Source organism: Chryseobacterium hilariae, from assembly GCF_051400735.1.
GTDB lineage: Bacteria > Bacteroidota > Bacteroidia > Flavobacteriales > Weeksellaceae > Chryseobacterium.
Window position 1 is genome coordinate 1,001,273 of sequence record NZ_JBLFFJ010000001.1, and the last position, 23,827, is coordinate 1,025,099.

The 23,827-nt window shown below is 37.1% G+C and carries 20 protein-coding genes; 9 read left to right on the plus strand and 11 right to left on the minus strand.

Translation table 11 applies throughout. From position 1 onward, the window contains the following. Positions 1-1,179, plus strand: a complete 1,179-nt coding sequence (nhaA, locus tag ACMGDK_RS04665; protein WP_436806856.1) for a Na+/H+ antiporter NhaA — start codon at positions 1-3, stop codon at positions 1,177-1,179. On the opposite strand, the gene ACMGDK_RS04670 is transcribed toward nhaA, so the two are convergent. Then, positions 1,176-2,186, minus strand: a complete 1,011-nt coding sequence (locus ACMGDK_RS04670; protein ID WP_436806857.1) for a YihY/virulence factor BrkB family protein — start codon at positions 2,184-2,186, stop codon at positions 1,176-1,178. The genes nhaA and ACMGDK_RS04670 overlap by 4 nt on opposite strands. Positions 2,187-2,636: 450 nt before the next feature. Here ACMGDK_RS04670 and ACMGDK_RS04675 point away from each other — a divergent pair, with 450 nt between their 5' ends. Continuing rightward, positions 2,637-3,110, plus strand: a complete 474-nt coding sequence (locus tag ACMGDK_RS04675; protein ID WP_436806858.1) for a 23S rRNA (pseudouridine(1915)-N(3))-methyltransferase RlmH — start codon at positions 2,637-2,639, stop codon at positions 3,108-3,110. Between the two features lie 27 nt (positions 3,111-3,137). On the opposite strand, the gene ACMGDK_RS04680 is transcribed toward ACMGDK_RS04675, so the two are convergent. The 4 genes from ACMGDK_RS04680 to ACMGDK_RS04695 all read right to left on the minus strand — a co-directional run bounded on the left by ACMGDK_RS04680 (position 3,138) and on the right by ACMGDK_RS04695 (position 5,399). Further along, positions 3,138-3,596, minus strand: a complete 459-nt coding sequence (locus ACMGDK_RS04680) for a tRNA (cytidine(34)-2'-O)-methyltransferase (RefSeq protein WP_436806859.1) — start codon at positions 3,594-3,596, stop codon at positions 3,138-3,140. A gap of 88 nt (positions 3,597-3,684) precedes the next feature. Continuing rightward, positions 3,685-4,497, minus strand: a complete 813-nt coding sequence (locus ACMGDK_RS04685) for a tetratricopeptide repeat protein (protein WP_436806860.1) — start codon at positions 4,495-4,497, stop codon at positions 3,685-3,687. After that, the gene (locus ACMGDK_RS04690; RefSeq protein WP_436806861.1) at positions 4,494-5,060 is read right to left on the minus strand and encodes a phosphatase PAP2 family protein; all 567 of its coding nucleotides are present in this window, start codon (positions 5,058-5,060) and stop codon (positions 4,494-4,496) included. Before ACMGDK_RS04690 ends, ACMGDK_RS04685 begins: the two co-directional genes overlap by 4 nt. A gap of 3 nt (positions 5,061-5,063) precedes the next feature. Next, positions 5,064-5,399 carry a Sec-independent protein translocase subunit TatA/TatB gene (locus tag ACMGDK_RS04695; RefSeq protein ID WP_436806862.1) on the minus strand — a complete coding sequence of 112 codons (336 nt, stop codon included), beginning with the start codon at positions 5,397-5,399 and terminating at the stop codon, positions 5,064-5,066. A gap of 334 nt (positions 5,400-5,733) precedes the next feature. Between ACMGDK_RS04695 and ACMGDK_RS04700 the strand changes: the two genes are divergently transcribed. Beyond that, on the plus strand, positions 5,734-6,678 hold the full coding sequence (locus tag ACMGDK_RS04700; protein WP_436806863.1) for a hypothetical protein: 945 nt from the start codon (positions 5,734-5,736) through the stop codon (positions 6,676-6,678). A gap of 156 nt (positions 6,679-6,834) precedes the next feature. Here ACMGDK_RS04700 and ACMGDK_RS04705 read toward each other — a convergent pair whose 3' ends face one another. Then, the gene (locus ACMGDK_RS04705; protein ID WP_436806864.1) at positions 6,835-8,070 is read right to left on the minus strand and encodes a TCR/Tet family MFS transporter; all 1,236 of its coding nucleotides are present in this window, start codon (positions 8,068-8,070) and stop codon (positions 6,835-6,837) included. 276 nt (positions 8,071-8,346) lie between these two features. Further along, the gene (secD, locus tag ACMGDK_RS04710) at positions 8,347-11,256 is read right to left on the minus strand and encodes a protein translocase subunit SecD (protein ID WP_436806865.1); all 2,910 of its coding nucleotides are present in this window, start codon (positions 11,254-11,256) and stop codon (positions 8,347-8,349) included. 218 nt (positions 11,257-11,474) lie between these two features. Here secD and ACMGDK_RS04715 point away from each other — a divergent pair, with 218 nt between their 5' ends. Continuing rightward, positions 11,475-12,845: a PQQ-dependent sugar dehydrogenase gene (locus tag ACMGDK_RS04715; RefSeq protein ID WP_436806866.1), complete on the plus strand. Its 1,371-nt coding sequence runs from the start codon at positions 11,475-11,477 to the stop codon at positions 12,843-12,845. Between the two features lie 52 nt (positions 12,846-12,897). Here ACMGDK_RS04715 and hemN read toward each other — a convergent pair whose 3' ends face one another. The 3 genes from hemN to ACMGDK_RS04730 all read right to left on the minus strand — a co-directional run bounded on the left by hemN (position 12,898) and on the right by ACMGDK_RS04730 (position 17,047). Next, positions 12,898-14,256: an oxygen-independent coproporphyrinogen III oxidase gene (gene hemN / locus ACMGDK_RS04720; RefSeq protein WP_436806867.1), complete on the minus strand. Its 1,359-nt coding sequence runs from the start codon at positions 14,254-14,256 to the stop codon at positions 12,898-12,900. 179 nt (positions 14,257-14,435) lie between these two features. Then, positions 14,436-15,449: a WD40/YVTN/BNR-like repeat-containing protein gene (locus ACMGDK_RS04725; protein WP_436806868.1), complete on the minus strand. Its 1,014-nt coding sequence runs from the start codon at positions 15,447-15,449 to the stop codon at positions 14,436-14,438. Between the two features lie 56 nt (positions 15,450-15,505). After that, positions 15,506-17,047: an APC family permease gene (locus ACMGDK_RS04730; RefSeq protein WP_436806869.1), complete on the minus strand. Its 1,542-nt coding sequence runs from the start codon at positions 17,045-17,047 to the stop codon at positions 15,506-15,508. A gap of 166 nt (positions 17,048-17,213) precedes the next feature. Between ACMGDK_RS04730 and pnuC the strand changes: the two genes are divergently transcribed. The 5 genes from pnuC to ACMGDK_RS04755 all read left to right on the plus strand — a co-directional run bounded on the left by pnuC (position 17,214) and on the right by ACMGDK_RS04755 (position 23,251). After that, positions 17,214-17,891, plus strand: a complete 678-nt coding sequence (gene pnuC, locus ACMGDK_RS04735; RefSeq protein WP_436806870.1) for a nicotinamide riboside transporter PnuC — start codon at positions 17,214-17,216, stop codon at positions 17,889-17,891. Then, on the plus strand, positions 17,888-18,589 hold the full coding sequence (locus ACMGDK_RS04740) for a hypothetical protein (protein ID WP_436806871.1): 702 nt from the start codon (positions 17,888-17,890) through the stop codon (positions 18,587-18,589). The genes pnuC and ACMGDK_RS04740 overlap by 4 nt, the downstream gene beginning before the upstream one ends. 90 nt (positions 18,590-18,679) lie before the next feature. After that, positions 18,680-19,447: a diaminopimelate epimerase gene (dapF, locus tag ACMGDK_RS04745; RefSeq protein ID WP_436806872.1), complete on the plus strand. Its 768-nt coding sequence runs from the start codon at positions 18,680-18,682 to the stop codon at positions 19,445-19,447. A gap of 29 nt (positions 19,448-19,476) precedes the next feature. After that, the gene (gene mltG / locus ACMGDK_RS04750) at positions 19,477-20,502 is read left to right on the plus strand and encodes an endolytic transglycosylase MltG (protein ID WP_436806873.1); all 1,026 of its coding nucleotides are present in this window, start codon (positions 19,477-19,479) and stop codon (positions 20,500-20,502) included. A gap of 169 nt (positions 20,503-20,671) precedes the next feature. After that, the gene (locus ACMGDK_RS04755) at positions 20,672-23,251 is read left to right on the plus strand and encodes a TonB-dependent receptor domain-containing protein (protein WP_436806874.1); all 2,580 of its coding nucleotides are present in this window, start codon (positions 20,672-20,674) and stop codon (positions 23,249-23,251) included. A 38-nt stretch (positions 23,252-23,289) separates the two neighbouring features. On the opposite strand, the gene ACMGDK_RS04760 is transcribed toward ACMGDK_RS04755, so the two are convergent. Further along, positions 23,290-23,742 (minus strand): adenylyltransferase/cytidyltransferase family protein, encoded by a 453-nt coding sequence (locus tag ACMGDK_RS04760; protein ID WP_436806875.1) that lies wholly within the window; start codon positions 23,740-23,742, stop codon positions 23,290-23,292. Positions 23,743-23,827: the final 85 nt, after the last annotated feature.

The window sequence follows — 23,827 nt, forward strand, 5'->3', positions numbered from 1 at the left end:
ATGAACTTATCTTTATATTTTAAAAAATTTTTCAGCAGCAATCAGTCATCGGGAATTATACTTATTTTCTGTGTGCTAGTCTCATTATTAATCGCCAATTCGTCTGCGGGTGAAGGTTTTCAGAACTTTCTGGACAAAGAAGTGGGCACTCACCTTTTTCACCTTACCTATCCGGTGAGCATATGGATCAATGACGGGCTAATGGCCGTTTTCTTTTTACTTGTAGGACTTGAGATCAAGCGGGAAATGGTGGAAGGCGAGCTTTCTTCCTTTAAAAATGCATCATTGCCTATTTTTGCAGCAGTAGGAGGAATGTTGGTTCCTGCAGCGATCTATACCTTCTTCAATTCCGGAACAGAGTATGGCAGCGGTTGGGGAATTCCTATGGCTACGGATATTGCTTTCTCACTGGCCATCATTTCGATGCTGGGCAAAAAGATTCCCAACTCGATTAAAATATTCCTTGCGGCACTGGCTATTGTGGACGATCTGGGTGCTATCCTGGTGATCGCTATTTTTTATACTGAACAGATTCACTGGACCTATCTCCTACTCTCGTTTGGAACGGCAGCACTGCTGTTTCTTTTAAACTTTCTGAAAGTTACCCGTATTATTTTTTATATTATTCCGGGGTTATTTTTATGGTATTTCCTGCATCATTCCGGGATTCATGCAACGATAGCCGGAGTTCTGCTTGCTTTTTCCATTCCTACGAATGTATCTGATGTAGAAATTTCACCTCTTGAAAAATTGGAACACCAGCTTCATTTTCCGGTAAGCTTTCTGATCATGCCACTATTTGCTTTAACGAATACCAATATTACTTTTACCAGTGAAATGGTAACGGGAGTGACGAGTACATTAGGTCTGGGAATTATCTGCGGGCTGATATTAGGGAAACTGATCGGGATCAACATATTTTCTTTTATCGCTATTAAATTAAAGCTCAGCGAACTGCCTCAAAACAGTACATGGCTACAAATGGCTGGTGTCGGATTGCTGGCTGGAATAGGTTTTACTATGTCCATTTTTATTGCGCTTCTTTCCTTTAAGGATGATATTCCAATTCAGGATGAAGCTAAATTTGCCATCCTGATCGCTTCTTTCTTAGCGGCAGTTTTAGGGTTTGTAATATTGAGTATAAGTTCTAAAAAAGATATGAATGCTGTGGAAAATTAACCTTTTCCCTCTTCCAGCTTTCTTTTGTGCTCTTCATCGCTTTCAAGATTAGGCTCTGTCACCTGTGCGTGATAGTGAGCTGCTTCTCTTTTGATCTCATCAGACAGCAGCTTTTCGATCCTGAGTTTTCTGAGGGCCATATTAAGCTCGTTTCCGAACAACAGAAGATACACATTCACATTCACCCAAACCATCAGCAGGATCATACTCCCGATAGATCCGTAAAGGACATTGTACCTGGCAATATCTTTTACATAGATCGCGAAGATAAAGGTGGTAAGAACAAACAGGACCGTTGTTAAAATAGCTCCCGGCACCGCCTGTCTGAACCTGATGATTTTTACCGTTCCCAGCCAGTAAAAAAGCGTCAAAAGAATAAAATAAAACAGCGGAAAAGATACAAATCCGATGATTTTGGAAAGGTTATTCACAAGCCAGGAAATATCGTAAGCCGGAGTAAAAAGTTTCATAACAACCTCTACATAGTATACCCCGAAAAGTGACAAAAAAACAATGGTAATAAAGCCTATTGTAATAAAAAACGAAAGAATAAATTCTTTAACATCACTAAGTTTTTCATCTGAATTTTCATTAAACCCATTGATAAGCGAAAAAGTTCCATTAGTTGCAAAAACCAATGCCAAAACAATGGTAAGGTTACTGATGCCTTTCATGTTCGGGATGATATTGGTTTCAATATATCCTCTTACATCACCTTCCATATTCGAAGGAAAAACGTTATGCATCAGAACTTCAAAAATATAAAACTGCAGCTTGTCATAATGCGGCATATACGGCAAAACAGAAAGCAAAAAGAGCAGAAAAGGAAACAAACTGATGGTAAAGCTCCAGGAAATAGCTGCCGCCTTTCTTCCGATATTCCCTTTGAAAATCCCGGAAATATAGATCTGAAACATCTGCCAGAGCGATATTCCCAAAACAGGAATATGTATACCGTCAAAAAACTCTTGAATCTTCAAGATAAATCTAGGAACCTTTATACTCATCTATTTGGTGCATTTCCCTTAATAATAACAGCTGTTTATCTCCTTAAAAGGAAAAAAATCCACTGTTTCACATAAGTCTTATATACAAATATAAACATTTTCTTTATCCTGTTATAAAGCTTAAATTGATTGATATGCATCAATTGTACAGAATAGCTATTCTCTCCTCATCTACGGAAAGAAAACAGTATTTGAAAAGTAATAGATGTTCTGAAAGTTGTCAATCTTTCTAATGTAGATTTCACTAGGTTTAGGCATTAAACTACCGGATTAATGCTGTTCAATACAGGAATAAGTTTAAAGAACAAAGAATAAGCAACTAATGGAAAGATTAAAAAATTAAAAAATTTAAAGATTTAATAACTAAGGCTGAACCTTAAATACTCTAAGATTAGCCTTTTCTTTTTTAGCATTAAAAAATGGTATCTTTGTTCTTGAAATCCTCTATACATGCGAATCAGCTTACTTTGTATCGGCAAAACAGATGACAAGGAAATCACATCCCTGATCAGTTATTATCTTACCCGTCTTCCCAAGCACTGGAATTTTGAAATCACAGAAATCCCGGATGTAAAAAACGCGAAAAATCTCTCGCCTGAACTTTTAAAGAAGGAAGAATCTAAGCTTTTCTTAAATTATATTGATAAAAATGATCTTGTTGTGCTCCTTGACGAGAAAGGCAAGCAGTTCACCAGCCGTGAATTCTCGCAGAAAATTGATACCTGGATGAATTCTTCGGTAAAAAAAGTTCATATCCTTATCGGAGGTGCTTATGGTTTTTCTGAGGAGATCTACAGCCGGGCCAATGAAAAAATGTCTTTATCAAAAATGACTTTTACCCATCAGATGATCCGTCTGTTTATTGTCGAACAGCTTTATCGTGCTGATCAGATCTTACAGGGAAAGCCGTATCATAATGATTAAAAGTCCTGTATTAAGAAAGAACTCTGCTTAATTAACTTGTAAATTGATCTGTCTTTTGGCTTCACCAATTACAAAAGCAACGGAATTGGCAATATTGAAACTTCGGATCAATTTTGACATGGGAATGGTCAGATGATTTTCAAAATGCTCTAAAATTTCTTTACTCAAACCCACACTTTCCTTACCGAAAACCAGCCAGTCACCATCCTGGAAATTATTTTCAAAGTATGATTTTTCTGCATGTGAACTCATTAAAAAAACACGGGACGGATCTGGAATATTTTTCATCCACTCTTCAATATTTTCATATTCGGTAACGTCAAGATGCACCCAATAATCTAAACCGGATCTTTTCAGATTCTTATCATTGATTACAAATCCAAACGGATGAACCAGGTGCAGTTTACTTTCTGTACCCACACACAGCCGTCCGATATTACCCGTATTATTGGGTATTTCGGGTTCTATAAGAACAATGTTTAACATTTATCTTCTTTATTATTTTGTCTGATAACCATTCTTTACGGGCGCGGCATTTCATGCCGCGCCCGTAAAGAATGGTTTTATATAAGATTTATTTTTTCACACATTTAGCATAATAATCTGCTAAAATAGCTTTCTCATAACCCAAGCTTACTGCTTTATCCAGATTTTCACATGCTTCTTTAGGCTTTGCCGCATCAAATAAAACCAATGCTTTGGTTACATAAGAATGAGAAAATTTCGGATCTATGGAAATGGCTTTATTGACGTCTGTAAGAGCTTCTTTAGATTTTTTCATTTTGAAATAGACATCTGCCCTGCCATTATACAACAGTGATTCCGGTTTTTCGGAGATCAGCTGATTATAATCTTTTAATGCACCGTCCAGATCGCCGTTATTTTTCTTCAGATTGGCCAGTCCCGTTTTAGCAAAAATATTATCCGGTGCGAAAGTCAGGATCTGTTTTAGATCATTCAGGGCAAGATCTTTTTTCCCCTGGCTGTCATAGATCTTGGAACGGGTAAGATAAAATTCAGGGTTTTCTGCATCTATTTTGAGACCTGTGGAAATGTATTCCAATGCTTTGGTCTTATTACCTTTCTGGCTGTTCAGCGATGCAAGATTGGCATATACCGGAGCCGATAAAGGATTAGCTTTTAAAGCAGATTCATAAGATTTCAAAGCTAACGCAGACTTCCCCAGCCTTCTTTGGGCGGTCCCAAGATTATTGTAATATTCGGACTGAAATTTCTGGATCTGTTCTTTTTCTGCTAATTTACTGTATTGTTCTTCTGCACATTTGTAATCGGCTTTTTTAAAGCATTCTTCGGCTTTACTTTTATCCTGTGCGTAAAGACTGAATGAGGAGCATATAAATGCTGTCAGTAATAAAGATTTTTTCATGAAGCTATATTTTGTTTGTTGACGACTTTTTTGGCGAGCACCCCAAATATCACTCCCAATAAAGATCCAACAAACGCCCCCACCAAAATATCTATCGGGAAATGCACTCCTAAATATATCCGGCTGTAAGAAACTATCACAGCCCATACAAATATAGCATATGGAAACCAATTGAGCTTCTTTTTCAATAAAATACTTAAATAAGCTGCCAGAAAGAAGGTATTGGAAGCATGGGCAGAATAAAACCCGTACTGTCCGCCACACTTCACTATCCTCATATAATGCTCTAAGCTGGGATCATGGCAGGGCCGGAGCCTGGCCACTCCATATTTGAAAACACTAGCCAGCTGATCAGAAACCGTAGCTCCCAGTGCAATGAATACAAGGATAAAGATTAAGGATTTTAGCTTATAATTTTTGTATAAAAAGTAAAGAAATATGATGTAAAGCGGTACCCAGATCCATGTACTGGAGATGAGCATCCAAAACTGGTCGAAGGAAGTATCGCCCAAATTATTAAGGTATAGAAAAACCTTTTTATCTTCCTGAATGATTTCTTCCATGAATTATCTGCTTACAGGCCCTTCGTAGGTTTCGTCGTCGGCAGGCTTTAGTTTTGGAGGTTCATTAGTAGCGGAAGGTTCTGTGATGATATCCTTTTCAATATTCTTCATGGGATTGAAGTCTTTTGCAGCATCTTTTACCTTCTCTATTTCACGCTTGATCTCAGAAACAGGATTATCAGTTTCCTTCATGATCTCAGTTTTAATGTCTTCCACTGCGCCACGCATTTTTCTCACGCCTGAGCCTAAGTCACGCGCTATCTGAGGAAGCTTATCCGGACCGAATAATACAACAATCGCCACCGCGATCAGTGCCATTTCTCCAATACTTAATTCCATGCGGTAAAATTACGAAAGTTTATACATTTATTTACAGGAAAGTAAAATTTTAAACAAATTTTAAGATTTGAAGAGGTTTTGCGAGTTACGGGATGCGGAAGATCATGTCTGAGAGTTTGAGAATCTGAGAGTTTGAATGTTTAAGTGTAAGCTTTTAACTGTAGATGATGATGCTCAGGATTTCCTTGACTTGCAAAGCAAAATTTATAATTGACATTTTTACTCTTGTCTTAAACCTACTACAACTTTCAGTTAATAAATAATTAATTCAACAAAACGAGACATAATATTAATTTTATTATATTTATTACACAAAACCATTAAATATTTTATCATGAAAAAACTTGTAACTACTTTTAAGCTTTTTGCTGTCATAACAGTATTGACGCTTACTGCCTGTCAGGATGAAAACAATGAAACCATGCAGGAAACAAGTGTCTCTAAGGTATCAACTGCTGATCTGAAAAAGGAAATAAGTCCTGGATTACAGACTGTTCCGGAAAATATTCAGATCCAGATCAGTGATTCTAAGAAAAACCTTGAGCAATACCTGAAAAACGACCTGCAGATCACAGGGATCAATGTTTTAGGAAAGCTTTCCACACAGAAAGGTATTGAAATCTCCCAGAATTTAATTTCTGACAGGGAGCAGTTTACAGCAGAAGGAAATATTCTTGTTCCTGAAACGGTAAAAGTAGGAAAAATCGGAGTATTATTTTCGGGAGATCAATTGACTGAGGCCCAAAAAGGACTTAAAGAAGCTGCTTCCGAACAGATCAAAGCCGGTACCGATGTTCTTGAAATTTCATGGAACCATAAAGGCCAACAGTTTACATCTTTATGCTTTTATAATGAGTCCGGCATTATTTGGGATAATGTATTTGCAGGGCTTGTCATGATGGATACAAGAGGAAATACTGAAGTTTCTCCTTATGATGCTCAGGCTAAAGTATCTTCAAAATGGTTCAAGGAATGGTGGACAGCCAAATGGTTGTGGGGATCTAAAAGAGGGGAAATCGGATACAAGATTACTATTTATTATTCCGGGTCTACGGTTTCCAATGTTGATGTAAGCGACTGGGGAAGTATCAGTTTGGGCAAGGCAAAAAGCGAAAGCAAAACCACAAAGAGAACAGGAGCTTACGGGCAGTGCAGATATGCGCTTGGCTTATGTACTCCTACGGGTTCTTTAAGCTTTAACAGCAGCAATTTTTCCGTATCATTTTCCGGATTGGGAAGCAATATCGTAAGCAACGGAACAAAATCACTTTATCCGTAAAAATTCTGACACATTATTATATTTTTCAATAGAAATGGGGAAGCTGTAGGGCTTCCCTGTTTTTTGTTAATATTACATTTAAGCATTACTTTATCTCGATCTTAGCTCAGATTGGTTATTGCATTACTTCTTTTACAAAATATTTGTCCGTGTGATTTACAGCTTTTTGATCAGCTTTTTCTCTTTTTTCTGAAAAGCATAATAAGTCATCACCACACTTATCGCCATTAAGATAAATGCCAGAAAGAACGGCGCCCCTGAAAATTCAAACGGTGCCTCATCATGGGTAAAGAAGTAAAACAGGTTGGTCATCAACGGTGGTCCTATAATAGAAGTTGCACTCATTAGGCTGGTCAGCGCTCCCTGAAGCTCTCCCTGTTCGTTGGAAGGAACACTTTTAGTAATTACTGATTGCAAGGCCGGTCCACAGATTCCACCCAAACAGTAAGGAACTAAAAACGCAAACATCATCCAGCCTTCTGTAGCAAAGGCAAACAACAACATCCCTAATGCATACAAGGCCAATCCGTAATAAATACTTTTCTCCTCGCCCAGCCTGGGAGTTGTCCAACGTATCAGAACACCCTGAACTAGGCCGACTAAAAGTCCTACCACGCCTAATGAAATTCCAACCATTCTTTCTGTCCAGCTAAATTTGTACATGGTGAAAAAACTCCAGTTGCTTTGCACGGCATGTCCCGCAATATAGATTAAAATAAGGGCAAAGATCAATCCTGAAATTTCCGGATGCTTACCTAAAAACTTAAATGAACCTATGGGATTCGCCCGTTTCCAGTCGAATTCTCTTCTTTTATCTTTATCTAAACTTTCAGGAAGAACGAAATAACCGTAAAGGAAATTTAAAAGACATAAACCTGCCGCAGCATAGAAAGGCACTCTGGCGCCATAATGTCCAAGAACTCCTCCTAATACAGGTCCAATAATGAATCCAAGACCGAATGCAGCCCCGATAAGACCAAAATTCTTAGCCCTGTCTTCATCTGTAGAAATATCAGCAATATAAGCACTGGCTGTTGTTACACTGGCCCCTGTGATTCCTGCAATAACCCGTCCCAGAAAAAGCCACCAGATCGTAGGCGCAAGGGCAAGAAAAATATAATCTACCGCAAATCCAAAGAGGGAAATCAGGATAATAGGTCTTCTTCCGTACTTGTCACTCAGATTTCCTACAACAGGCGAAAAGATAAACTGAGTAAATGCATAAGCAAAACCAAGCCAGCCACCATATTTTGCAGCCTCACTGATATCGGCATGGATAAGCTCCTCAATTAATTTGGGAACGACAGGAATAATGATTCCCCATCCGGTAATGTCAATCAATAAAGTAATAAATATAAAGCCGATAGCTGCTTTTTTCCTTGAATTTTCCATAGTGCTGCAAAATTAATGAAATCTGAAATAAAATGGTTCTAAATTGTGAATTTAAGGAAGAGCCAAGATCCAAGATTTTAGATGAAAGATTTCAGCCATCAGGTTTCAGATTTGGGCTACGCAAATATAAATTTAAACCTTGAACTTTAAATATTAATTTTTTTAAAACCTTAACTCAAAAGCTTTTTATCTCAAACCATGCATCCCACAATCCATCTGCACAAAAAAAGGCCGTTTCTTTCGAAAACGGCCCTTACTTATTTATTGTAGTTGATATTATTTTGAAGCAAGCACTTCTTTGGTACTTGTTGTCTTACCGTGTACCTCTTGTTCTTTCCCTTTTTTAAGGAAATCGTAAGCGATAGCCGATGCAATAAAGATTGATGAATAAGTACCAAATCCAATACCGATCAGCATGGCAAACATAAATCCTCTCAGGTTGTCCCCACCAAAGATGAAGATTGCCAGGATCACAAGGATCGTTGTAAATGAAGTGTTGAATGTTCTACCTAATGTACTTGAGATAGAGTCATCAAATAACCCAGCTAATGTTAAAGCTTTCTTTTCTCTTAAATACTCTCTAATTCTGTCGAAGATAATAACGGTATCATTAATTGAGTATCCTAGTACAGTAAGGATTGCTGCAACGAAATCCTGATTGATCTCCATATTGAACGGCATAAATTTATGAAGCAATGAATACGCTCCTAAAATAATTACCGCATCATGGAATAAAGCCACAACAGCACCCAATGAGAATTGCCATTTTCTAAATCTTAACAAGATATAGATGAAGATACCAGCCAAAGCTGCTGCTACAGCAAGCATACCGTGAGTTTTGATATCATCTGCTACCGTAGGACCTACTTTTTCAGAAGAGATAATTCCTGCATGTTCTTTATCTGCAGATTTGAAATCATTCAATGTAGTCTTGGCAGGTAAGCTAGCCTTTAATCCTTCATATAATTTTTGCTCTACAGTCTGGTCAGCTTTTAAAGATTCATCTTCAATAAGATAATCTGTAGAGATTTTAAGCTGTCTGTCATTTCCGAAAGTTTTAGCTTCAACAGAAGAATTTTTACCATCTTCAGTTTTGAATACCTTTACCAGATTCTGTTCAATATCTTCAGCATTGACGGCTTTATCAAATCTTACCACATAATTTCTACCTCCTGTAAAGTCGATTCCGTATTTGAATCCGTTCATTGCGATAGATACAACACAAATCACTGTTAAAATACCAGAAATAATATAAGCATATTTTCTTTTTCCTATAAAATCAATCCACGTATTTCTGAATAGGTTCTTCGTTGGAGGAGTCCAGACAGAAAGATGTTTTCCCTTATTCAATCTTGTAAAGATCATTACTCTGGAAAGCAATACGGAAGTAAAGAATGTCATTAAAATACCGATTCCTAAAGTCAGTGCAAACCCTTTGATAGGTCCTGTTCCGAATAAGAAAAGTACACCAGCCGTTAATAATGTCGTTAAGTGACCATCAACAATCGCGCTTAATGCATGTTTAAAACCATCTTTATAGGCTTCCAAAATGCTCTTGCCCGCAAATAATTCTTCTTTGGTTCTTTCGTAGATAATTACGTTCGTATCGACTGCCATTGCCATTGTAAGAACAATACCCGCGATACCAGGAAGCGTTAATGTAAAGTCTCCGGAATCCATAATTCCGAAAATATAGAATAAGTTGATGATCATCGCAATTACAGCGTACACACCTGCACCACCGTAATAGAAAATGATATAAACAATAATAATCAGGAATGCGATAGCAAATGAAATAACCCCTGCATTAATAGACTCCTGTCCTAATGAAGGTCCTACTACTGTAGCCTGAACTACTTTTGCACCCGCTGGTAATTTACCTGCTCCTAAAACGTCTACCAGTTCCTTGGCTTCCTCCTGAGAAAAATTACCTGAGATCTGTGTTCTACCGTTAGGAATAGCATTCACAACGTTTGGTGCTGTATATACTCTGCCATCCAATGTTACCGCTACCGGCTTACCTACGTTTCTTTCAGTTAATGTTTTCCATTCTTTAGCCCCTTTGGAATCCATCTGCATGTCTACTACCACTCTGCTTAGCTCATCATAGCCAATGCTAGCCGTTTCAACAGCACCGTCTACCGGAGCTTTTTGGTTGATGTTACCTCTGATCGCATACAATACTAAACTTTCAGCATCTGTAGCTTCAGGCTTGTAACCCCACATAAACTGTGTATATTTAATGTTAGCCGGACGTAATGACTGACCTACTTTGCTGTTCAAAATTTTGTTTACAGCAGCAGTATCTGAAAGTTTTACGCTTGCAACACCGTTTGATCTTAATTTGTCAAGGTTTAAAAGACTCATGAAATTGATGTTCTTCGCAACTCCCATAGAATCACCTTTTATGCCCACCATTGTAGTCAATGTCTGGAAATATGGCGCTATTTCAGGAACCTGCTGTACTTCCCAGAACTGAAGTTTTGCGGAAGTCTGAAGCATTTTCTTCACTTTGTCGATATCTTTCATACCAGGCATTTCAACAGAAATTCTTGCCGTACCCGGTACTCTCTGAACGTTTGGCTGCACCGCACCCATCTTATCGATTCTGGTTCTGATCACCTCGAAAGCTGTACCTACAGAAAGATCGATTCTTCTTTTGATGATGCTTTTTACCTGTTCATCAGTCGTATTATACTTAATCTCCGATAAATTGGTATTTCCGAAAAGTTCAGGATCTGCAAGCTTAAGGTTCGTCCCTTTTGCTTTGTTGATCGCTTCAAACTGATCGAAGAAATTATCGATGTAAGATTTTGTAGAATTCTTCTGAACTTCATCCGTCTTGTTTAAAGCTTCGATAAGAACAGGATTGGTAGAATAATTGGTTAAATCATTTACCAGGTCTCTTTGGTTGATTTCCAAAAGAACGTTGATCCCTCCCTTCAAGTCAAGACCAAGCTTCATTTCCTTGTCTTTGGCTTTAGTGTAATAAAGTTTTGTGAATCCCAGGTTCAAAGTATCTTTAGAAAGTCTTGCGATTTCTTTCTGATACTTTTCCGGATTGTCTCCTGCAACAGCAGTCGCCTGCCTTTCAATTTTGCTGGCGTACCAAGTTGGTAATAGCTCATTTAAGCAAATTAACCCTAGTACAATAGCAACAATTGTAATAAGTCCTTTTCCTTGCATTTTGTTATAACTACGTTAAATTAAGTCGGCAAATATAATGATTTTATTATTATTTTATGAATTTTTTAACAGCAGAAACGGTTTATTTTCAGATATATCGGGGTTTTAACTTCTATTTAAGATTTAATAATTTTTCTTCCTTATCGTAATGAAATTTTCAAATTCCGATTGGTATAAAATTTTCATTCAGTTATCAATACACTAAATATCAAAATATTATGAAAAAACTATTTTTTACCCTAAGTGTTTTTTGTTCTTTAATCGTTAATTCTCAAAGCATTAATTTAGTAGAATTTGCGTCCGGGTTCACCAGCCCCGTTGAAATTACAAATGCCAATGACACCCGTCTTTTCGTTGTACAGCAGAACGGGATCATCAAAATCGTTCAGCCTAACGGAACGATCAACAGCGCTGATTTTCTGAATATCAGCTCTAAAGTTCTTTACGGAGGGGAAAGAGGCCTTCTTGGCCTTGCATTTCATCCCCAGTACGCAACCAACGGATATTTCTTTGTGTATTATAACAATACCGCCGGAAATATCATTGTAGCAAGATATTCTGTGAGTTCTGCCAATCCTGACGTTGCAGATTCTGCTTCTGAAAAAATCCTCCTGAATATTCCTAAACCGTTTGCCAATCATAACGGAGGAAGCATTCACTTTGCTCCCGACGGAAATCTTTGGATCGTTACAGGAGATGGCGGAAGCGGTGGAGATCCTAATAACAATTCCCAAAATATAAATTCACTTCTGGGAAAAATGTTAAGGATAGATGTGAATGCTACAGGACCGTATAATATTCCACCCGGAAATCCTTTTGCAGGAACTTCAGTGACCGGAGCTGATGAAATCTGGGCCTATGGACTTAGAAACGCATGGAAATTTTCGTTTGATACCAACACAGGAAATGTAATGATCGCTGATGTAGGCCAGGGAGCCATAGAAGAGATCAACAGAATGCCTGTTACCCAAGCCGGAATCAATTACGGATGGCGATGCTATGAAGGCAATAATGCTTACAATACAGCAGGATGTGCTCCTATGTCCACGATGACTTTCCCGGTTGCTGTTTATGATCATTCCGGAGGAAAATGCTCTATAACCGGCGGATATGTTTATAGAGGAAGCCAGTATCCTACCCTTCAGGGAAAATACTTCTTTGCAGATTACTGTTCTGAACAGATCGGAATTATGAATCCGGATAATTCGATTGTGTGGAATTCTCCAAGTACAGGCAACAGTTTCTCTACTTTCGGACAGAATTCTCAGAAAGAATTGTTTGTAGCAGCAGTAAACAGCGGAAAGATATTTAAAATCACAACAGGAGCACTCGCAACAGATGAAACAAACCGCTTAAATTCTATGTATATCCATCCCAACCCCGCTTCTGAAAAGGTATTCATTGAAGGTCTGGAAGATATGAACAACACTGCGGATCTTATCAGTACAGAAGGAAAAATAGTCCTGGAGAAAGCAAAAATTGAAAATGACGGCAGCGTTGATATTACAGGAATTCCTGCCGGAGTTTATTACCTGATCATCAAATCGGGAGATGTGAAATCTTACAGTCAGAAACTTATTATTAAATGATAGAAATTTTACTTCAATAAAAAAGCGGTTCTGATGGAACCGCTTTTGTTTTTTATATCGTCATAGAGAAAATTCTCGTCTCAGGTTTGTTTCTCATCATCCTGAGGTCAAAAACCATCGCTACATTTCTCGTAAATGCCCTTCCTTTTTCTGTGATCTTGATTTGATTGTCATAAATCTCCACCAATTCATCTTTTTCCATTTCTTCCAGCATTTCAAATGCATTTTCCAGTTCAGGGAAAGAATTTTTATCAGTAAATGTTGTTTCAAGCTGACACATCAGATTCAAAATGTGTCTTCTTACAGTAAGATCTTCTTCATCAAGAATATGGCCTTTTACCACAGGAATTTTACCTTCTTCAATAATCTTCTGGTATTCTTCCACTGTCTTTACATTCTGGGCAAAAGCATACCAGGAATCTGAAATCGCAGACATTCCAAGGCCTACCATCAGTTGGGTATTGCTTGAAGTATAGCCCATAAAGTTCCTGTGAAGTTTTTTATGAATCAGGGATTGGTACAGGTCATCATGTTCAAGAGAAAAATGATCCATTCCCACTTCTATATATCCTAAATCCTCAAGCAGCTTTTTTCCGTCTTCATATAAACGGCGTTTTTCTTCACCGCTAGGTAGATCATTTTCATCGAAACCTCTCTGTCCTACTCCTTTTACCCACGGAACGTGTGCATAAGAATAGAATGCAAGCCTGTCCGGCTTCAGTTCCATTGTTTTTCTGATGGTATTCTCCATGGCATCCCAACTCTGATGCGGAAGCCCGAAAACCAGATCATGACTGATCCCTCTGTAACCTATTTCCTTAGCCCATTCTGTTACATTTTTTACATTTTCAAATGATTGTATCCTGTTGATTGCCTTTTGAACTTTAGGATCGTAATCTTGAACTCCAAAACTCACTCTCCTGAAGCCAAGATCATATAAAGTCTGAAGATGGTCCCTTGTTGTATTATTCGGATGTCCTTCAAAAGAAAACTCAGGATGTTCTGCAATTTCTACGGTTTCAAAGATTCCCTCCAATAAGGTTTTTAAATTTTTTGGCGAAAAAAATGTAGGAGTACCGCCTCCAAGGTGAAGCTCTTTAAGCTTTGGTCTTTCTTCAAAAAGCTCCAGATAAAGCTTCCATTCCTTCAAAACACTTTCCAGATATGGAATTTCAACACTGTGCTGTTTTGTGATACGTTTGTGGCAGGCGCAGAAGGTACATAATGCCTCGCAGAAAGGCAGGTGAATATAAATAGAAATTCCCTCTTCTGCATTACTTTCATGAAATGACCTGATCACACTTTCCCTCCACTTTTCAGGAGAAAATGTAGATTCGTCCCAATAAGGAACAGTGGGATAAGACGTGTAACGCGGCCCGGGAATATTATACTTATCTATTAAAGAATTCATTTCAAAATTTAAAATATTATCGAATCATGAAATTTAACATAAAATAAATTTCATCCTGCAAAATTAACCATTACGAATGAATTTTAAACCATGAAATATATTAGGCCGTATTTTATAATGAGTCTAAATATGATCGCTGCTGGGATCCTTCAAATAATGATAAATTCTATTCCTGAGATTTAAAATTTTAATTTCATAACTGAGATCCTGTCTTTTCCTGCAAAAACAACGGTATTACCATCTATCCAGCGGCAGACAAAAAATCCTTTCTCATCAGAAATCTTTTTCCAGGTTTTCCCGAAATCAGAAGAATAGCTGATGTGTTTATCACCTACCGAAATTATCTCTCTACCTTTTGAACCTGGCTTAATTTTCACACAGGTCGTATAGCCTGCATTACTTCCGGAAGCCTGAATCTTCCAGGTTTCCCCGCCATCATTAGTGGTTGCAATATTATTGATATTTGCATCCTGCTTGGTATAATCTCCGCCTACTGCAATCCCAAATTTATCGTCATAAAAATCTATTGAATACATTCCCTGAGAAGATTCTCCCTGGATAAAAGGAGTTTCGAAAACCTGGATACTTTCTTTTTTCAGATCCATTCTCAGAATTCGTGATGCTTTTCCACCTGTTGCTATCCACAGATACTTTTTTGTTGAGGCAATATTGGTATTGCTTGCTGCAAATGCGGCTTCACCGCTGTTCAGTTTTATATCACTTTTGAACATTCTCCATTTTCCATTACTGTAAACAGCCAGCTTCAGCAGATTATCCTTATCTGCATCACTGAAAGTATAAGCCATCTGATGATTCACAAAATGCAGAGCATCATAAAAAGCAGTTTTCACAGTATCTGTAAACACAATTTCTGACTTCAGATCTTTTTTATCAATCTTAAAAAAATAGGCAGGACTTTCAATATTAATAGCATAAAAAGAATTCTTATCCTGTGCCAGCGTTCTAAACTGAAGCTTTTTATCCGACAGACCCAGCTGCTTTTGGTCTTTGTTGTTTTTAAGATCAACAAAGCCAAACTTTGAATCTGTTCCGGTATACCAGACTTTATTATCATAAAATTCAAGAGCTCTTATGCTTATCTTGTCATTTAAAATAGTGGTAAAGCTTTCTATTTGCTGAGAAAACATAAATATTCCCAAGCATACCAATAAAATGGAAAAAGTTTTTTTCATAAAGACAAAAATAAAAAATCCACAGAATTCTGTGGATTTTAAGTTGATATTTTTTATTAATCTAAATCAGGTTTTTCCAAAGGCTCCTGTTCTGCTTTAAAAGTCTCTCCAAAGCCTCCGTTTTGAAGCTTAGAATGCTTTTTACTGTACAGGAAATACACAAAAAACCCGATGATCAGCCATGCAAAAGAATACATCTGTGCTTCTTTGCTCAGGTTGAAGATCAGATAAACATTGATCGCTATACCTAAGCAAGCAATAAGCGGTAAAGCAGGAACTCTAAAGTTTCTCTGTAAATTAGGTTCTTTCACTCTAAGTACCCAAACCGCTACACATACCATTGTAAATGCAAACAATGTCCCAAAGCTGGTCATGTGTGCAAGATCATTGATTGGAGTAAGGGAAGCAACAATAGCAATTACTACTCCTAAAATAAGAAGATTCTTTGTAGGCACTCCTGTTTTAGGGTTTACTTTTGAAAAGGTAGCAGGAATCAATCCGTCTTTAGACATTCCCAAGAAGATTCTCGACTGTCCCATAATCATTACCATCAATACTGAGATTAACCCTACAGTAGCTGCAATGGTAATAATATATCCTGCCCAGGCATATCCGGCAATATCAAACGCGTATGCTACAGGAGCTTTGATCGCATCCGGATATTTACCCAACGGATTAAAGTCTGTATAATGCATCATTCCTGTTAATACCAAAGAAACAAGGATATATAAAAGTGTACAGATAATCAGTGAAGCGATGATCGCAAATGGTACATCTTTTTTAGGATTAATAGCTTCTCCTGCCTGTGTAGAAACGGCATCGAAACCTACATAAGCAAAGAAAATAGCCGATGCCCCTGCAACAACCCCTGCAACACCGTAGGCGGAATGCGAGACTCCATTTTCGGTAATAGTGGTTGGATCAGGAATGAAAGGAATCCAGTTTTTAAAAGGCTCAGCTGAATTTAAAATAATAAATGCTCCTGCAACGATTACAAAAATAATAGCTGAAACTTTAAGCACTACAATGAAGTTATTGGCTTTAGCAGCACCTTTGGTTCCTCTTACCAGGATAGAAATTACAAAGAAAACAATTAAAAATGCGGGCAGGTTCATGGAAAACCCTGAGTTTCCTGCTGCAATATAGGTTTGCGGATCTGTGGTAAGATAAGCCGGAAGATGCAGCCCAAACATTTTGAGAAGTTTGGCAAAATATCCCGACCAGGATACGGCGACGGTCATAGATCCCATAGCATATTCCAGTATTAGCCCCCAGCCTATGATCCACGCAAAAATTTCACCTACCGTTCCATAAGCATAAGCATAAGCGGAACCTTCTACAGGAAGTATAGATGCAAATTCAGCATAGCAAAGTGCTGCAAATACACAGGCAATTCCTGCAATTACAAATGAAAGTGCCAGTGCAGGCCCTGCATTATAATAAGCACCTGTTCCTGTAAGTACAAAAATTCCTCCTCCAATGATTGCTCCGATTCCGATAGCAGTAAGGCTCCATTTTCCCAGAACGCGTTTCAGCTGACTCTTTTTGATATCAGCTTCATAAGCGCTCATTGGCTTCTTAACCCAAATTTTAGACATGTTTTTTTATTTAATTAAAGATTTACGAAAATATAAAAATTTTACAAACCTTAACGTTTATTAATAAACTTTCGTGATTTATTTTAAATAAAAATATTTAAAAAACTGATTTACACATTATTTAATTTATTTTCAAAAGTACTAATTTTTGCTTATTTTTGATCGCATGAATTTATATGATCTTTTTGTAAAACCGTATGAAAACTACAGTAGCATACAAATTCTGCTGGAAGCCACCGGTACATTTTTCGGAATTTTGAGCGTCTATTTTTCAATAAAAAAGAATATCTGGGTATACCCTACCGGAATCATTTCCACACTGATCTACGTTTATATTCTTTTTAATTTTGGTCTTCTCGGCGACTGTATGATCAATGTGTATTATACTGCAATGAGTGTTTATGGCTGGATCCTGTGGTCAAAAAACTCTGAAGACCATATTCATGTGGAGGTAAGCTGGGCAACAAAAAAAGAAAGAATATTCGCAGGAGTTCTTTTTTTATTAAGCATGGCATTGGTTACCCTTATTTACTATTACAAGCCCTATATTGATAATAAATTTTCTATGGATGGAGCTAATTTAGGATTATATCATCTGGATTGGGCAAACTGGCTTGATGTTATTACGACTTCTATATTTTTAGTAGGTATGTGGTTTATGGCCAAACAGCGCATTGAGAACTGGATTTTCTGGATCATCGGAGATTTTATTTGTATTCCTATGATGATTTTTAAGGAACTTGGTATCACTTCGGTTCAATATTTGGTATTTACTATAATGGCTATCTTAGGATACCTCAATTGGAAAAAAAGTTTAAAAGAAAAAAGTGTGATAAAGTCATGAAAAATTTATTTAAAATAGCATTCAGTATTGTAGCTATCAGCAGTTTAACATCATGTTTAGCTTACAGTGACGGATATGCAAATAATGGAGGCTACGGAGATCCGTATTATAACAACGGATATTATTATGCTCCTTCCGGATATTACGGAAACGGCGGTTATTATGGAAATGACGGCTATTACTACAGAAATGATGTTAATTATTATTATGATAACGGGGTTCCTTATTATTACTATAATTCAGGGGACAGCCGAAGAAAAGTATACGTTGAAAGAAAAACTATGGTAACTTCACAGAGACCTAATAACGGATTCCAGAATACACGTACAAATAACAACGGAGGTAATTATAATAATAGCGGTTTCAATAATAACAGAGGAACCAGCACAAGAAACAACAGCAGTAATAACGGATTTAGAAATTCGAGCAGTACCAATTCTAATAACAACCAGAGACCACAGAGCAACCAGAACAACGGAGGCTTTAGAAATTCAGGCGGAAATTCTCAGAACAATCAGGGAAACCGGAATAATCAGAATAGCGGAGGTTTCAGAAATACGCAGCAATACAACCAAAACCAGAACAGCACCAGAACAGAATCTTCAGGTGGTTTCAGGGGAAGTACAAGCACTCAGAGTAACACTCAGCAAAACAGCGGCTCCACAAGACAGCAGTCAAGCGGAGGCGGATTTAGATAAAACGATTATAAATAAGAAAACGGACAGCTAACACTGTTCGTTTTTCATTTTAAATATATTAATTTTGCTCGTTAATTTTAGACTAAAAATATGGAATTCTATAAATATCAAGGGACTGGAAATGATTTTGTAATGATTGATAACCGTGATCTGCAGTTCCCTAAGGAAAAAGATCTTATTGGGAAATTATGTGACAGACGTTTCGGAATTGGTGGCGATGGGCTTATTCTTCTGGAAAATGATGATGCCTATGATTTCAAGATGGTATACTATAATTCTGATGGCGGCGAGAGCACTATGTGCGGAAATGGCGGAAGATGTCTGGTAGCCTTTGCTTTTTTTCTGGATATTTTTGAAGATAAATGCAAATTCATTGCTGTAGACGGTGAACACGAAGCAGAGATCCATAACGGCATCATCAAATTAAAGATGATTGATGTGGAAACAATTTCCGAAGATGGAGAAGACACCGTGATGGATACGGGGTCACCTCATTATGTAAAATATGTAGAAGATCTGGTGAATTACAATGTTTTTGCAGCAGGTCATGGCATAAGAAACTCAGAAAATTATAAAGAAAACGGTATCAATGTAAATTTTGTTGAAAAAATTACTGATGACGAAATCTTTGTAAGAACCTATGAACGAGGCGTTGAGGATGAAACTTACAGCTGCGGAACAGGAGTTACGGCTTCTGCTTTAACCTTTTTGCAAAAAAACAATCTAATTTCTGTAAAAGTTAAAACTTTAGGTGGAAATCTTAAAGTTCATGCTGTAAAAAACGGAAATTCTTTCCAAAACATTTGGCTTGAAGGTCCCGCTAAGCAAGTTTTTAGAGGTAAAATAGATCTTATTTAAAAACTAAACTTTTAATCAAATTTTTAATAATGAAAAAAACTGTTCTCATTATCGCTCTCATTATTGTTGGAGCGGCAGGATTTTTTGGTTTGAGATTTTATAATAAATACTATGGAAATAACGTAGAGAAAGACGGATATGTGCTGATTCCCCATAAAGCGGATTTCAAGCAGATTCTTGATTCAGTAGGCCCATATGTAAAAGACAAAGAAGCTTTTGAAGCGGTTGCCAGAGATAAAGATCTTGATAAGTTTTTTAAGCCGGGCCGTTATCATTTCCAGCCAGGAGCAGGAAACACAAACCTGGTGAATATGATCAAGGCCGGGAATCAGACGGAAAACAGCTTCAGAATCGGTGATTTTGGCGACATGTACCAAATGATAGGAAAAGTAACCAAAAAAACAGAACTGGATTCTTTACATTTTGTAAACGACCTGAATAAAGTAGCAGCAGAAAAAGGGTACAAAAATGCAGAGGATTTAAAAAAATATTTTTTTATTGATACCTATAATTTTTTCTGGACTGTAAGCCCTAGAGAGTTCTTCAAAAAATTTGATGAACAGTACAATGAATTCTGGACAGCTGAAAGAAAAAACAAGGAACAGCAATCTGGCCTGACGAGAGATCAGATCTATGCCCTGGCCTCTATCGTTTATAAAGAATCAGGCGGAAAAAAGGATGAAATGAAAACCATCGCAGGATTGTATCTGAACCGTTATAGAAAAGGGATGAAGCTACAGTCTGATCCTACGGTGATCTATGCAATTAACAAGCAGACTAATTTTAAGGAACCAATCAAAAGAGTACTTTATAAGCATTTGTCTACACCTTCACCGTACAACACGTATGCGAACGCCGGAATTCCTCCTGGCCCTATCTGTGTGGTGGATAAAAACTCTGTAGATGCGGTTTTGAATGCAGAAAACAGCAATTACATATTTATGTGTGCTGATCCTGCAAGGTTTGGCTATCATAAGTTTACAGCAAGTGCGGAGGAACATGCCATCAATGCAAAAGCTTATCAGGACTGGCTGAATTCAAAAAATATCAAATAAAAAATTAATTTAACTTTATTTAACAATACGGTAATTAACATTTAACAATTATATACGACTTATACATCTATAAATAATACATAAATCGTAATATTTTGAAATCAAACCCAATTAATGATTTCACAATGTTAAGACTTATACTTTTACGATTTTACACAAAAAATACCTTATGAATCAGACGGAAATTGTCAACATTTTCACAAAAAAAACGCTAGCACTTACTTTTGTACTTTCGGCAGCTGCAATGGCATTTGCCCAGGACAAGGCAGGCGTTACGGGAATGATTGTCAACAAAAACAACCAGCCGGTTCCTTACGCTTCTGTGACGTTCAGCAATAAAGCGAACAAGTCATTAAGCGATGCTGTACTGACCGATGAAAAAGGACAGTACAAACTGGAACTTGCCCCTGGAAATTACGACATTACAGTAGAAGCAATCGACTATAAAAAAAGTATAGTCAATAAAAGCATTGCAGGTCCCGGAAATATTGGCGCTTTATCCATACAGCCTGAGGCAACAAGCACTTTAGACGGAAAAACCCAGGAAATACAGGGTGTGGTAATCACTGCAGCAGCTACAAAAGCTTATAAAGTTGAACTTGACAAGAAAACTTACGACCCTTCCCAGGATATTGTAAGTAAGGGTGGAAATCTTCAGGATGTTCTTTCCAATGTGCCTTCTGTTTCTGTGGATACCGACGGTACTGTTTCAATGAGAGGCAGCTCCAATGTGAAATTTCTGATCAACGGAAAGCCTTCTTCCCTGCTTGGAATAGATGATGGTGCTAATGCGCTTCAAAGTATTCCGGCGGACCAGATCGAAAGAATTGAAGTAATTACCAATCCCTCTTCTAAATTTGAAGCAAGCGGTACTTCAGGTATTTTAAATATTATTCTTAAAAAGAATAAAAAAATAGGTTTTAACGGAAGTGTAATTGGTACTTTGGGTTATCTTCCAAGAACAGCTCTTAATACTAATTTAAGCTGGAGAAAAAACAACTGGACCTGGTTTGTGAATGGTGGTGGAGGTTATTCTGAAAATAAAAGTAAAAACGATACTGAAACAACGTATCATAACATTACAAAACCTATTATACTGCCGAATATTCAGCCGAATGACGTTCCTACCTATCAGTTGCAAAATTCTACCAACAAGAGTTATAACAAAAATTATAATGCAAGTGCAGGTTTTACGTATGACATTTCTGATAAGACATCATTAAATTTATCCGGAGTTGTAAGAACATTTGAAAGTGACAATAATGAGTTACTGAATACTTTTAATAGGTTTTATCGATACAGTGATCAAAAAACATGGAACCTAATGGATTCCTATGGACAAAGATATTCTGAAGGCAGAAATACCAATCTTGCATTTCAGGGAGATATAGGGCTGGATCATAAATTTGATGATAAAGGACAGAATTTATCCGTATCACTGAGTTTACAGAGAAACAGAAGTAATAACAATTCTAACATCTTAGAAACTGAAGATTCTGTTCCGGTTCAGGAAGATATAACCCAAAGACATTCTGTTAGCAAAACCTTAATCGGAAAAGCGGATTATGAACTTCCTCTCGGTGAACAGTCTAAACTTGAAGCAGGATACAGAATAGATGTTAATAACAACAATTATGATAATTTTGTAAGCAGCACTTCTAATAATCCGTTTATTCTTGATTATAACAATAAAACGAACTACAGAGAAATGTTTAATGCTTTCTATCTGCAGTTTAAAAGCAAGATAGGAGAAAATTTTGCCTATCAGTTAGGTTTAAGAGATGAGCTTTCCAATGTTAAAATTGATTATGCTAATTTAAATCCCAATCAGGCTCCGATCAATAAAAATAAGAACTACAACAATTTATTTCCAAGCGTATTCTTAAGTTATGATATATCAAAGAACAATCAGATCCTTGTAAACTATTCCCGTAGAATAGACAGGCCGAGATCATTCTTTATGGTTCCTTTCCCTAATTACAGTAATAGTCAAAACGTTTTTGAAGGAAATATTGATTTAAATCCATCCTATGTAGATTCGTATGAAGTAGGTTATAACATTACAAGAAAGAAATTCACGATCAACCCTACTCTTTACTACAGACATGCAACAGAAGATACTAAAATGCTTGTCTACAGACCTGATGAAGGCCAGGGTATTTTTTATACAAAACCGATTAACTTAGGAAATGATGATCGTTATGGTTTAGACCTTAATTTCACTTATGATCCATTTGCATGGTTAAAAATCATGGGAAGTTTAGATGTATTTGGTTATAAAACTACCGGTATTGCTTCGTACGAAACAAAAGATGCTTTAGGTAAAACTAAAATCGGTACAATGGATTTTACTGGTGATGGTTTCTCAACGAGAGCACGTTTGAACACGACTTTCAAACTTGATAAGACATTAAGTGTACAGCTGCAAGGGTTCTACAGAGGGGCACAAAAATCAGCGAATCAAGATACTCAGGATATGTATGCACTAAATCTGGGAGCTTCTAAAACAATATGGAAAGGTGATGGAACAATCTCTTTCAATATTCAGGATATCTTTAATACCAGAAACAGAGAAGTATACAGCTTCAATAGTGACTACACCCGCAGAAATTACATGCAATGGCAACCAAGACAATTTTCAATTGCTTTAACTTACAGATTTAAGCAGGGCGAAAAAATAGAGCAGCCTAAAAGGAAAAAAGACATCAATGCCAACGAAAGTGGCGATGACCAGCAAGTTCCAATGTAATACACAAAAAATCCCGGAAAATATTTTCCGGGATTTTTTTATTTTAATGCTTCGGCTTTTGAAGACTTTTCCTTTTCCGCTTCATAAATTCGTTTTCTCAAATCGCTGGAGGAAAACCTATGATCTCTTTTGTTGTAAAAGATTTCAATACCTTTCTCTTCACAATATTTTTTACCTGTGAAATCCCTGTCCATATAATCATCACCGATAATCCTCACATCGATCACAAAAGATTTTAAAATATCTTCAAGATCCTCTTCTGTATAGTAAGGAATAATCTCGTCTACTGCGTTCACTGCTTTCAGCTGGATGTATCTTTCTACAATAGTCTGCGTAGGCCTGTTCTTATTCGGACGGTCATGAGACGGGTCTATCTGAAGACCTACAATTAAATAATCACATACTGTTTTAGCTTCTTCAAGCATTTTGATGTGCCCTGCATGTAGCAGATCAAATGAAGAAAATGTAATACCTATTTTTTGCGTTTTCATAATAGTTCAATTAAATTCCGCTACAACCATTATTCTTTTAACCGATAAAAGACCAATATTGAGGGAAGGGTTTTTATAATTTGTT